The following is a 12,566-nucleotide window of genomic DNA, read 5'->3' as shown; positions in this document are numbered from 1 at the left end:
CCCCAGTCAAGAAGATCGCGGTGTATCAGATACTCTGTAGAGGCTGGTTTTGGGGCTGCTGCGCAGCCCAACGCGGGACAAGCCCGCTCGCCACACCAGCCCTATCTGCCGCGCTTTCAGCGTTGAGCCAACGTTGTGTAGATACCTATGGTTATCGGGGGCAAGCCCCTCCCACATTTTGACCTTACGCTCCGCGAAAATCCCCGGCACTCAGCCCGAATCGACTCATCTTGTTGTACAGCCCACCGCGCGATACGTTCAGTTGCCGGGCGGCCAGGCGGATGTTGCCGCCGGTGCTTTTGAGTGCGGCGACGATGGCGTGCATTTCGTGGCTGCTCAAGTCTTGGGCAGGCTGGGGTTCGTAGTGGCGCAGCGTGGCGCGCGGTCTGGTTTCCAGGGGTAAGTCGGCCGCCTGGATCAGTTCGCCCGTCGCCAGGTTGGTGGCGCGCTCGATGCTGTTTTCCAGCTCTCGCACATTGCCCGGCCAGCCGTAGGCCGACAGCAGTTCCAGCGCGTCCGGGGAAAAACCCTGTACCGATTTGCGCAGCGAACGGGCGCAGCGCGTGAGGAAGTGCCGTGCCAGCAGCGGAATATCTTCACGGCGCATACGCAGCGGCGGCACGGTCAGGTTCAGTACGTTGAGGCGGTAGTAGAGGTCTTCACGGAACGCGCCTTCGGCCACCGCCTGGCTGAGGTTGCGGTGGGTGGCTGCAATGATCCGTACGTCCACTGGCCGTGAATTTTTCGCGCCGACGCGGGTGATCTCGCCTTCCTGCAACACCCGCAACAGGCTGACCTGAGCGTCGAAGGACATATCCCCAATCTCATCCAAAAAGATGGTGCCGCCATCGGCCAGTTCAAACTTGCCCGCCGACCCGCCCCGGGCCGAGCCGGTGAATGCGCCTTCGACATGCCCGAACAACTCGCTTTGCACCAGATCGCGCGGGATCGCGCCGCAGTTGACCGCCACGAACGGGCCGTTGGCGCGGTCGCTGGCGTTGTGGATGGCCTGGGCGAACAGCTCCTTGCCGGTGCCGCTTTCGCCGAGGATCAGGGTGGTGGATTCACTGCGACTGGCGATGCGCCCCAGGTGCAGCGCGTCCTGGATCGCCCGCGACGTGCCCTGGATGGTGTCAAAGGTGTAGCGGGCCTGGGTGCTGATGATGCGCCGGGTGATTTCACGGATGCGGCGGTTCTCGCGCAACGACACGATCACCCCGCCCTGCTCCAGCGGGCACACCGAGACCAGGCAAGCGAGCTGGCTGCGGTCGTGCAGGTGGAAGGTGCAATCGAGGTCGCGCACCGGCTCACCGCCGCGTAAAAGAATGGCGTCGCTCAACTCACTGCGGCCCAGGTGCTGGAAGGAGCTGCCGATCAGTTCCAGCCCCACCCCGAACAGTTGCCGGGCGTAACGGTTGAGCGCCTTGATGCAGCCATGCTCATCGAGCACCACCAGGCCTTCGTTAAGGACTTCGAGCACGGTTTGCTGCTCTGCCAACAGCGCCTGCAGGGCCATTTGGCGGGAGACCGCTTCGGCAGCCGCTTGCACGGTGCCGAGGGTGTGAAAGTGAAACCAGCCGGGTTCGGCGGTGAGGGTCAGCATCGCCAGGGTTTGGCCCTGGGCATTCCTGATCGGCGCGGCGGCGCAGTGCATGCGGCGTTGGCGCAGGCCGCTGCCGAAGTTCTCTTCGGCCAGCACGTACACCAGGCGGTCCTCGGCCAGGGCCAGGCCGGTGCAGTTGGTGCCCTGGACCGATTCGAGCAGGCGACTGCCGACGGGGGTGATGTCCAGCCCGCAGAAATACAGGGTGATGCCATCGGCGTCGGTGAGGTTGATATGGCCCCGAGGGTTGTAGGCCAACAAGCCGTGCATGACTTGCGCGGCGGCGGCGATCAGCACGCGATGGCTGGCCAGGGTGGCCGCCAGCGTGTCGGCGGCGGCGAAGCGGTATTGGCTGTCCTGCGGGTCGATAGCGGCTTCGACGCTGCGCCGCCACGAGTCCCAGATTACCTGCCGCACCTCGGCCGGCCGCTGCACCTGCCCGGCCAGGCACGCGCGCCACGCCTGTTCCAGCGCAGCAACGGGGCCGTCGTTCAGCGCCGCAGGCCCCAGGGCCGTCAGGTAGTCGAGGTCTTGTACGCTGAACGCCATGCTCATCGGGAGGTATCCATGTTCATGTTTTTGACATGTCAGTATAGGCATGCCATCAAAATGAACACATTTTGTTTATTGTATTTTATAAATCCTTAATTATCAGAGACTTATAAATTGGCATAACCTTTGCTCCTGCCCCTTTGCCAGTCAGGACTGTCCTGCGGCCAACAATAAAAAGGGGTCATTTCATGAGTACACAGAACATCCGCCTGGGTTTGATCGGTGCTGGTCGCATGGGCAGTTTCCACGGCCTGACCGCCGCGCGACACATCCCCGGCGCGACCCTCGCCGCCATCGCCGACCCCACTCCCGGTCAAGCCGCACGCCTGGCAGTCGAACTGGGCGTGAACAAGGTCTACACCGACCCGCAGCAGCTGCTCGACGACCCGGACATCGACGGCGTCATCATCGCGGCCCCCGCCCGCAGCCACGCCGAACTGGTGATCAGCGCCGCCCGCGCCGGCAAGGGGGTCTTCTGCGAAAAACCCATGGCCATCACCCTCGACGAAGCCGACCGCGCCATTGCCGCCGCGGCCGATGCGCGCGTGCCGCTGCAGGTCGGCTTCAATCGACGTTTCGCCAAGAGTTTTCGCACTGCCCACCTCGATGTGGCGGCCGGCCGCATCGGCACGCCGCAATTGTTGCGTTCGCTGACTCGCGACCCGGCACTCAACAACCCGGCCAATTCGCCGCAATGGGTGATCTTCCTGGAAACCCTGATCCACGACTTCGACACCCTGCGCTACCTCAACCCCGGTGCCGAAGCGGTGCAGGTGTATGTGATGGCCGACGCACTGATTGCGCCGGAATACAAAAGCAAAGGCTTCCTCGACACCGCGGTGGTCGCGATCCGCTTCGACAACGGCGCCATCGCCACCGCCGAGGCCAACTTCCAGGCGGTGTACGGCTACGACGTGCGCGGAGAAGTGTTCGGCAGCGCCGGCATGCTGAGCATGGGCAGCCTCAACGACTCCGACCTGGTGCGCTACCTGGCCCAGGGCATCCAGGCCGACACCCAGCGTATGGACACTGACCTGCTGCGCGACGCCTACATCGCCGAACTCAACCACTTTGTCGACTGCCTGCGCAGCGGCGCCAAGCCCATGGCCAGTGGTGAAGACGCGCGTGCCGCCCTGGCGATCGCCCGCGCCTGTATCGAGTCGTTCGAAACCGGCAAGGCCGTGGCCGTGCAGGGAGCCCGTTGATGAGCCCGTTCAAACTGGCGATCAGTGCCGAGATGGTGTTTCTCGACCTGCCCTTCATCGAGCGCGTGAAGCGCATCCATGCACTGGGTTTCAGCGCGGAGATCTGGAATTGGACCAATAAAGACATCAGCGCCCTGGCCGCCACCGGCGCCGATTTCACCTCGATGACCGGCTATATCAGCGGTACCCTCACCGACCCCGACGGCATCCGCCAACTGCTCGACAGCGCGCGCGAATCCATCGGCGTCGCCGAGCGCCTGAACTGCCCCAGCCTCAACCTGCACGGCACCGGCCTGGGGGACGGCGGCCTGCCGGTGCAGCCCGTGAGCCAGACCACCGGACGCATGTGGCTGAGCGCGTGCAAGGCGCTGGAAAAAATCGCGCGCCTGGGCGAAGACGCCGGCCGCGTGTTCCTGCTGGAAAACCTCAACACCGAGGTCGACCACCCCGGCACCCCGTTCGCCCGCGCCGACGACACCCTGGCGCTGATCGACGCCGTGGGCAGCCCGCACCTGAAAATGAACCTGGACCTGTACCACGCGCAGATCGGCGAAGGAAACCTGATCGAGCTGATCCAGCGCGCAGGCAGCGCCATCGGTGAAATCCAGGTGGCCGACGTGCCCGGACGCAAGGAGCCCGGCACCGGCGAAATCCACTACCCGGCCATTGCCAGGGCCCTGCACGCCATGGGATACAACGGCGTGGTCGGCCTCGAAGGCTGGGCCAGCGGCGACAGCGAGTTGGCCCTGGAGCGTTTCCGTCAAGCGTTCACCCTATAACAATAAAAGGAACACCCTCATGCATCGCTATTCATTGCTTGTTGCTGCGTTTTTACTGCTGTTCAGCCAATGGACCTTCGCCGCGTATCGCATCGGCGTGAGCATCGCGCGGGTCGACGATAACTTCATGACCTACGTGCGCACCGGCCTGGAAAATGCCGCTAAACAACAGGACGTGCAGATCCAGTTCGAAGACGCCCAGGGCGATGTGGTGCGCCAGCTCAACCAGGTCGAAGGCTTTCTCAACCAGAAAGTCGACGCCGTGATCGTGCTGCCGGTGGACACCGCCGCCACCGCCAACATGACCCGCACCGCCGTGGCAGCCAAGACGCCGCTGGTGTACGTCAACCGCCACCCGGATGAGCGCACCTTGCCCAAGGGCGTGGTCACCGTGGCGTCCAACGATATCGAAGCCGGGCAATTGCAGATGCGCTACCTCGCGGAAAAACTCGGCGGCAAAGGCAATGTGGCGATCATCATGGGCGACCTCGCGCAGAACGCCACCCATGACCGCACCGAAGGCGCCAAGCAGGTGCTCAAGGACTTTCCCGGCATCAAGGTGGTCGAGCAGCAAAGCGCCGAATGGCAACGCAGCAAGGGCATGGACCTGACCAGCAACTGGCTGCTGGCGGGCACGCAGTTTGATGCCATCGTCGCCAACAACGATGAAATGGCGATTGGCGCGGCCATGGCCTTGCAACAGTCGGGCAAGGCCAAGGGTGAGATCGCGATTATTGGCATCGACGGCTTGCCCGACGGTTTGGCGGCGATCAAGCGAGGCATGCTCACCGCCTCGGTGTTCCAGGACCCCAAGGCTCAGGCCACGCAAGCGGTGCAGTCGGCGATCAAGATGATCAAGGGCGAGCCGATCGAGTCGGAGGTGTGGGTGCCGTTCGAGCTCATTAAGCCGGAACAGGTGGCGGTGTTCGAACAGCGCTACAAGTAAATCGAAGATAAGGACATCCAAATGTGGGAGGGGCTTGCCCCTTCCCACATTTTTTACAGTGCAGGCCTTCAGTCCAGGTCACTTGCGTCATGCCGCTCGGGCAACTGTTCCTCGCCCGACACCCGATTCACCCGCCGCCCACGCTGCACCGCAGGCCGCGCATCAATCGCGTCGGCCCAGCGCTGTACGTGCTTGTACTCGTGCACCGACAGAAACTCCGCCGCCCCATACAAGCGGCCTTTGACCAGCCCGCCGTACCACGGCCAGATGGCAATGTCGGCGATGGTGTATTCATCCCCGGCAATGTATTCGCTCACGGCCAGGCGCTGGTCCAGTACATCCAACTGGCGCTTGGTTTCCATGGCAAAGCGGTTGATCGGGTATTCCATCTTGCTCGGCGCATAGGCATAGAAATGCCCGAAGCCACCGCCCAGGTACGGCGCGCTGCCCATCTGCCAGAACAACCACGACAGGCACTCCGCGCGGGCAGCAGGCTCGGTGGGGAAGAAGGCGCCGAACTTCTCGGCCAGGTACTGCAGGATCGCGCCGGATTCAAACACACGAATCGGCTGGGCGCCGCTGTGGTCCATCAAGGCCGGGATCTTGGAGTTCGGGTTGACCGCGACAAAGCCGCTGCCGAACTGGTCGCCGTCGCCGATCTTGATCAGCCAGGCGTCGTACTCCGCGCCGCTGTGCCCCAGGGCCAGCAGCTCTTCAAGGAGGATGGTGACCTTCTGCCCGTTGGGCGTGGCCAGGGAGTACAGCTGCAGCGGATGCTTGCCGACCGGCAGTTCCTTTTCATGGGTGGCGCCGGCGATGGGTCGGTTGATGCTGGCGAAGGTGCCGCCGCTTTCGGCGTCCCAGGTCCAGACTTTCGGGGGTACATATTCGGTCATGCTTACGGCTCCAGAAGCGTTTGCGATCAGCGAAGCGCTTGAGACTAAACCAAAGACGGGTGGTGCGTCACACTCCCCGCCGCAGCGTGCCGGGGCACCTGCACTCGCAGCGCGATCAACAAGGCCGCCAGCAGCATCAAGCAACCCGCGCCCAGAAACACCCCGTCGATGCCGGTGGCACTGAACATCGCGCCCCCGCCCGCCGCACCCGCCGCGATGGCCGATTGCACCGAAGCGACCACCATGCCGCCGGCACTTTCGGCCTGATCCGGCACCGCACGCGCCACCCAGTTCGACCACGCCACCGGCACCCCGCCGAAGGCCATGCCCCACAGCGCCAGGAGCAATGCCTGACCCGGCAGTGACGCAGGCAGCAACACCAGGGCCAACGCAGCGACGCCCACCAGGACCGGCATCAACACCAGGGTTCCCCGGGGGTTGCGCACCAGCAACCACCCGGCCAGCAGCGTGCCGACAAAATTCGCCGCGCCGAACCCCAGCAGCATCAACGCCAGCCCCTGGGTGCCGACCCCGGTGGCGCTTTCCAGAAACGGGCGAATGTAGGTAAACAGCGCGAAGTGCCCGGTGTGCACCAGCACGCAGCCGAACATGCCGATGGCAATGCCGGGGCGCAGCAGTACATCAAGCACGGTGCGCAGGCGCGCGGTGCCGCTGGGTGCCAGGCGCGGCAGCGTGAACAGCTGGAAGGCCAGGGTCACCACGCCGACGGCGGCCGCAGCCACAAATGCACTGCGCCAGCCATACAGGTCCCCCAGGTAGCTGCCCAATGGCACCGCGACCACGGTACCCACCGCAATGCCGCTGAAGATGATCGACAAGGCACGCGGCAGCAATGCCGCCGGTACCAGGCGCATCGCAACGGCCGCCGCCATGCTCCAGAAACCGCCGAGGGCAATGCCCAGCAGGATACGCATCAACAACAGCACCAGGAGGCTGGACGAGAACGCCACCAGCAGGTTGGACGCAATCATCAGCGTGGAGAACCCCAACAGCACCAAGCGCCGGTCGATACCGCGCGTCAGGCCTGGCACCAGCAAACCGGCGAACAACGCCACCACCGCCGTAACCGTGACCGCTTGCCCGGCCAACGCTTCCGACACGCCCAGGTCCAAAGCCATCGGCGTCAGCAGGCTGGCCGGCAGGTACTCCGCCGTGAGCAGGCCGAACACGCCCATCGCCAGGGAAAACACCGCCATCCAGGCCGGTGTGGTCGGTTCTGCCCTGCCATCGACAGGGGCATGGGACACACAATCATTCATCACAGGACATCCTCAGGCATTTACGTGACGGCCAGTCTAGGTTTGCCCATTAGGATGATCTATGATTCAAACCCTTGAGTTATTGACCGAAACCCCGAACATGCCAGCCGACAACGCATTCACCCTGTCCTCCGAGCTGATCAATGAGCTGCTGCGCAGCATGCGCCTGCGCGGCGTGCAGTACCGGCGCATCCAGGCCGGGCCGGTGTTCGGCATCAGCTTTGCGGCCAAGCCAGGCCATGCGTATTTCCATTTTCTGGCCGCCGGCTGCGCGACCCTGCGCCTGCACGACGGCAGCCTCTTTGAGTTGTCGGCCGGCAATGCGGTGTTTATCGCCCACGGTGGCGCCCATGCGCTGCTGTCCAACCCGGATGATCCCGTGCAGGACATCGCCAGCTTCGACGCTGCACCGCTGGGCGATACCGTGTGCGCGGTGAATGCCTCGCCCTTTGCTCCCTCCAGCACCCTGCTGTTCAGCGCCTGCATGGAGTTCGAGCTCGACAGCATCCAAGGCCTCGGCAACCTGATGCCGGCCTTGATGCTGATCGACGCCGGGGGCCAGCGTTACCCCGGCTTGATGCCGATCCTGGCGGTGATGGAACGCGAAGTCTCCAGCGCCCGCGTCGGTTATGCCGGCATCCTTGCGCGCCTGGCCGATGTGGTGGCGGCGATGATCGTGCGGGGCTGGGTCGAGTGCGCCTGCGCTAATGCGTCGGGCCTCGCGGCCGCGTTGCGCGACACCCGCCTGGCCGGCGCCCTGCTCGCCCTGCACCAGCAACCGGGACGCGACTGGAGCGTGGCCGAACTGGCGGCGCACTGTCATACCTCACGCTCGGTGTTCGCGGATCGTTTCCAGGCGACCCTGGGGGTACCGCCGCTGCGTTACGTGACCGAGCTGCGCATGCGCCTCGCCAGCCAGTGGCTGACCCTGGAGCGGCTGCCCATCGAAGAAGTGGCGTACCGCCTCGGCTATACCTCCCAGGCGGCCTTCAGTCGCGCCTACAAACGCATCACCGGGCAACCGCCGGGCGCCAGCCGCCAAGGCTTCAGGAGCCCGGCATGAGGACATCCTTGCCGACCGATTGGGCAGTGGGTGGAGACGTAACGGCCATTGCGCAGGATGACCGAGTAACCTTAATCTCTTGAGCCCATCACCCTGATAGCAATGGAGGCTTCATGAAACTGGTCGGCATGCTGGACTCGCCTTACGTACGCCGCGTGGCAATTTCCCTGGACCTGTACGGGGTGGATTTCGTGCATGAACCCTTGTCCGTGTTCCGCACCTTCAACGAATTTGCGCAGATCAACCCGGTGGTCAAGGCCCCTACCCTGGTGCTGGACGATGGCACGGTATTGATGGACTCCAGCTTGATCCTGGATTACCTCGAAGCCCTGGCCCCGGCTGACAGGAAGCTGCTGCCCCAACAACCGGCGGCACTGGCCAAGGACTTGCACGTTCTGGGACTGGCGCTGGCAGCCTGTGAGAAGAGCGTGCAGATCGTCTATGAACACAACCTGCGCCCGGCCGAGAAACTGCATGCACCGTGGCTTGAGCGGGTGAGCGGCCAATTGCTCGCGGCCTATGGGTTGCTGGACAAGCAACTGGGCGACAGCGAAGCACTGACCCAGGCGTCGATTACGGCGGCGGTGGCGTGGTCGTTCAGCCAGTTCACCGTGGCGTCGGTGGTCAAGGCGGATGCGTTTCCCAACCTGCAACGGCATGCCGAAAGGCTGGAGCAGCATCCGGCGTTCAAGCGTTACCCCATCGAATAAGCGACACAGTTTCAAATGTGGGAGGGGGCTTGCTCCCGATGGCGGTGTGTCAGTCAGCAGATGTATTACTGAAAGACTGCTATCGGGGGCAAGCCCCCTCCCACATTGGTCTGTGTTGTCTGAGAGAGGGTGTTCGGCTCAGACCCAGCCGCCATCCACAATAAAATTCTGCGCCGAACACATCGCCGACGCATCGGAAGCAAGAAACAGCGCCATATTGGCGATGTGTTCCGGCAGTACGCTGCCGGGCAGGCACTGGCTGCGGCTGATCAGTTCCTTGGCGGCGTCATCCACCCACATGGCCAGCTGTTTTTCGGTCATCACCCAACCGGGCACCAGCGTATTGACGCGGATGCGATTGGGCCCCAGCTCGCGTGCCAGCGCGCGGGTCATGCCGTGGGCGGCGGCCTTGCTGGCGGCGTACACCGGGTAGCCGGCGGAGGCCATCATCCAGCCGACGGAGCCGAGGTTGATGATCGAGCCGCTGCCGGCGCGTTTCATCATCGGCACCACGGCCTTGGCGGCAAAGAAGGCGTGCTTCAGGTTGACTGAGATCAGCTTGTCGAAGGTTTCCGAATCGACTTCTTCCAGGGTGTGGCGCACGTCATTGGCGGCGTTGTTCACCAGCACGGTGATCGGCCCCAGGGAATGCTCGAAGCGCCCTATCGCCGCCTTGTAGGCGATTTCATCGGTGATGTCGCAACACACGAACTCCACGGCATGCCCCTGGGAACTCAACAGCGCCGCCAGGCGTTCACCCTGGCTTTGCGCGCGGTCCACAAACCCGACCTTGGCACCCTGCACGGCGAAGGCCCGCACCATGAATTCGCCGATCCCCGAGGCGCCCCCGGAAATCAATACGGTCTTGCCCTTGAGGTCGGGATAAACGGCGTGTTCAGTACTCATAAAAGGATGCCTCGATCAATTAGTCTTATTTTATTTTACGAAACCGGGGTAAAAGGCTATAAATTCGCTGTCACAACGACAAAATATCGCTATTAGTAGAACTATTCCACTCAAAACAACAAAAGGAAGTTCGACCATGAAGCACCCTCGATACCTGCTGTCCGGCCTGGCGCTGTCCATGATGATCGCCAGCGGCGGCGCCCAGGCGGCCGGTCTGAGCAGCGAGCAAAAACCTTTCGGTAAAACCAACGACGGCACTGCCGTCGAACAGTACATCTTGCGCAACAGTCACGGCATGCAAGCCACGGTGATCACCTACGGCGGCGTGTTGCAATCGCTGAAAGTGCCGGACAAAAACGGCAAGGTCGACGATGTGGTGCTGGGCTTTGACGACGTGCAAGGCTATCAAAGCGGTACGGCGTTTTTCGGCGCAACCATCGGCCGCTTCGGCAATCGTCTGGCCGGCGGCGCCTTTGAACTCGACGGCAAGCGCTTCCAGGTGCCGCTCAACGACGGCCCCAACTCACTGCATGGCGGCGCCCAGGGCTTCGACAAGCAGGTGTGGAAGGCCGAGTCGGTCAAGGACAAGGACTCGGTCGGCGTGAAGCTGAGCTACCTGTCCAAGGACGGTGAGATGGGTTTTCCCGGTAACTTGAAAACCGAAGTCACCTACCGCCTCAACGACAAGAACGAACTGCACATCGACTACAAAGCCACCACCGACAAACCGACGGTGCTCAACCTCACCAACCACAGCTACTTCAACCTGGCCGGTGCGGGTAACGGCGACATCCTCAAGCAAGTCGCGACCTTGCATGCCAGCCATTACACACCGGTGAACGCCACCTTGATTCCGACCGGCGAACTCGCACCGGTCAAGGGCACGCCGATGGACTTCCTCAAGCCCACCCCGATCGGGCAGCACATCAAGGAGGATCATCCGCAGCTCAAGTTTGCCGAGCCAAAACAGGGTGGGTTTGACTTCAACTGGGCGCTGGACACCAAAGGCGACGTCAAGCAACTGGCCGCCGAGGTGCATGACCCGGCGTCAGGCCGGCGCTTGCAGCTCTACACCAGCGAACCGGGCGTGCAGTTCTATACCAGCAACTTCCTGGATGGTTCGGTGAAGGGCAAAGGTGGCAAGACCTACCTGCACTGGAGTGGTTTCACCTTGGAGACCCAGCACTATCCGGATGCGCCTAACCAACCGACGTTTGCCTCGACCCGTTTGAATCCAGGGCAGACGTATACCCAGAACACCGTCTTCAAATTCACCGCCGATTAAAACCGCTTTACTGTGGGAGGGGGCTTGCCCCCTCCCACATTTTGAGCCTCACATGACAAGAAGTTCAGCGTTGTTTCATGCGGTCGATGACCACCGCCAGCAGCAGGATCGAACCGCGGATCACGTACTGGTAGAAGGTGTCGATGTTCTTCAGGTTCATCGCGTTCTCAATGATCGCCAAAATCAACACCCCGGCGATCACGTGGCGAATCATGCCGATGCCGCCACTCAGCGACACCCCGCCCAGCACGCAGGCAGAAATCACCGTCAGCTCGAAACCCTGGCCGATCATCGGTTGGCCCGAGGTCATGCGTGAGGCGAGGATCACCCCGGCCAATGCGCCGATCAGACCGTGCACGGCGAAGATCAGGATCTTGGTGCGGTCGACGTTCACCCCCGCCAGCAGCGCCGCTTCCGGGTTGCCGCCGATGGCCATGGTGTTGCGCCCGTAGGTGGTGTAGTTGAGCAGCCAGCCGAAGAACAGGAAGCACACGATGGTGATCAGGATCGGCACCGGCACGCCGAACAACTGGCCATTGCCAAAGATAAAGAACTGGTCCTGAGATACCCCTACCGCCTTGCCATCGGCAAAGATATAGGCCAGGCCGCGCACGATCTGCATGGTCGCCAAGGTGGTGATCAACGCATTGACCCGCAGCTTGGCAATCACGATGCCGTTGATCAGCCCCACGACCAGGCCCATCAGCAGCGCCGCGCCGATGCCCAGCATGACGCTGTCGGTATCGCGCATCACAATCGCCGCCACCACGCCGGCGCAGGCAATCACCGAGCCTACCGACAAGTCGAAGTGCCCCGACGCCAGGCAGAACAGCATGGTGCAGGCGGCGATGCCCACCGTGGAAATCGCCAGGCCCAGCCCGCGCATGTTCAACGGCGAGAGGAAGTTATCGATGAGCAAGGCGCACAGGACAAAGATGCCCACCGCAGCCAACAGCATCGCCCAGTTGTCGAGCAGTGCGCGCATATCGAGGGGTTTGCGTGCCGTCGGCAGCGCGTTGTTTTGAGTCGTCATGGTCTTCTCTCAGTTCGCCAGGCCGCGCGGCAGGGCCAGTTGCAGCAGGTTGGATTCAGTCGCGTGTTCACGGGTTTGTTCGCCGCGCATCGCGCCTTCGCACAGCACCAGGATGCGGTCGGAGATGCCCATCACTTCCATGAGGTCGCTGGACACCACGATCACCGCAATGCCCTGGGCCGCGAGGTTATGGATAATCTGGTAGATCTCGGCCTTGGCGCCGATGTCGATGCCACGCGTCGGCTCATCCAGCAGCAGCACCTTCATGGGCATCGACAGCCAGCGGCCAAGAATGGCTTTCTGCTGGT

At 62.9% G+C, this 12,566-nt stretch carries 11 protein-coding genes and 1 pseudogene; 6 read left to right on the top strand and 6 right to left on the bottom strand.

What is annotated here, in order from left to right; genetic code table 11:
* Positions 1-184: 184 nt before the first annotated feature.
* Positions 185-2,158, bottom strand: coding sequence for a sigma-54-dependent Fis family transcriptional regulator (locus FBY10_RS30985; RefSeq protein ID WP_145338748.1), 1,974 nt, complete (start codon positions 2,156-2,158; stop codon positions 185-187).
* A gap of 185 nt (positions 2,159-2,343) precedes the next feature.
* Here FBY10_RS30985 and FBY10_RS30980 point away from each other — a divergent pair, with 185 nt between their 5' ends.
* The 3 genes from FBY10_RS30980 to FBY10_RS30970 are packed head-to-tail and all read left to right on the top strand — an operon-like array spanning position 2,344 to position 5,085.
* Positions 2,344-3,360: a Gfo/Idh/MocA family oxidoreductase gene (locus tag FBY10_RS30980; RefSeq protein ID WP_145338749.1), complete on the top strand. Its 1,017-nt coding sequence runs from the start codon at positions 2,344-2,346 to the stop codon at positions 3,358-3,360.
* A complete protein-coding gene (locus FBY10_RS30975) occupies positions 3,360-4,139 on the top strand; it encodes a TIM barrel protein (RefSeq protein ID WP_145338750.1) in 780 nt (259 codons plus the stop codon). Before FBY10_RS30980 ends, FBY10_RS30975 begins: the two co-directional genes overlap by 1 nt.
* A 19-nt stretch (positions 4,140-4,158) precedes the next feature.
* Entirely contained in the window at positions 4,159-5,085 is a 927-nt protein-coding gene (locus FBY10_RS30970; RefSeq protein WP_145338751.1) for a sugar ABC transporter substrate-binding protein, read from the top strand.
* A gap of 68 nt (positions 5,086-5,153) precedes the next feature.
* Here the strand turns inward: FBY10_RS30970 and yghU are convergent, their stop codons facing one another.
* A complete protein-coding gene (yghU, locus tag FBY10_RS30965) occupies positions 5,154-5,981 on the bottom strand; it encodes a glutathione-dependent disulfide-bond oxidoreductase (RefSeq protein ID WP_131700753.1) in 828 nt (275 codons plus the stop codon).
* A 44-nt stretch (positions 5,982-6,025) separates the two neighbouring features.
* Entirely contained in the window at positions 6,026-7,261 is a 1,236-nt protein-coding gene (locus tag FBY10_RS30960; protein ID WP_095186022.1) for an MFS transporter, read from the bottom strand.
* Between the two features lie 100 nt (positions 7,262-7,361).
* Here FBY10_RS30960 and FBY10_RS30955 point away from each other — a divergent pair, with 100 nt between their 5' ends.
* Together FBY10_RS30955 and FBY10_RS30950 are read left to right on the top strand one after the other, a co-directional pair.
* The gene (locus FBY10_RS30955; RefSeq protein ID WP_131700768.1) at positions 7,362-8,324 is read left to right on the top strand and encodes an AraC family transcriptional regulator; all 963 of its coding nucleotides are present in this window, start codon (positions 7,362-7,364) and stop codon (positions 8,322-8,324) included.
* Between the two features lie 113 nt (positions 8,325-8,437).
* Complete coding sequence (locus FBY10_RS30950) at positions 8,438-9,034, top strand: glutathione S-transferase (RefSeq protein ID WP_145338752.1); 597 nt, start codon at positions 8,438-8,440, stop codon at positions 9,032-9,034.
* A 138-nt stretch (positions 9,035-9,172) separates the two neighbouring features.
* Here the strand turns inward: FBY10_RS30950 and FBY10_RS30945 are convergent, their stop codons facing one another.
* Positions 9,173-9,940, bottom strand: coding sequence for an SDR family NAD(P)-dependent oxidoreductase (locus FBY10_RS30945; protein WP_131700751.1), 768 nt, complete (start codon positions 9,938-9,940; stop codon positions 9,173-9,175).
* A gap of 136 nt (positions 9,941-10,076) precedes the next feature.
* On the opposite strand from FBY10_RS30945, the gene FBY10_RS30940 reads away from it, so the two are divergent.
* Positions 10,077-11,225, top strand: coding sequence for an aldose epimerase family protein (locus FBY10_RS30940; protein WP_131700750.1), 1,149 nt, complete (start codon positions 10,077-10,079; stop codon positions 11,223-11,225).
* 64 nt (positions 11,226-11,289) lie between these two features.
* On the opposite strand, the gene araH is transcribed toward FBY10_RS30940, so the two are convergent.
* Positions 11,290-12,258, bottom strand: a complete 969-nt coding sequence (gene araH, locus FBY10_RS30935; RefSeq protein WP_131700749.1) for an L-arabinose ABC transporter permease AraH — start codon at positions 12,256-12,258, stop codon at positions 11,290-11,292.
* A gap of 9 nt (positions 12,259-12,267) precedes the next feature.
* Positions 12,268-12,566: pseudogene (gene araG, locus FBY10_RS30930) on the bottom strand (L-arabinose ABC transporter ATP-binding protein AraG); the annotation flags it as partial.

The organism is Pseudomonas sp. SJZ103 (genome assembly GCF_007828335.1).
Taxonomy (GTDB): Bacteria; Pseudomonadota; Gammaproteobacteria; order Pseudomonadales; family Pseudomonadaceae; genus Aquipseudomonas.
This window is presented reverse-complemented; position numbering and strand designations above follow the sequence as displayed.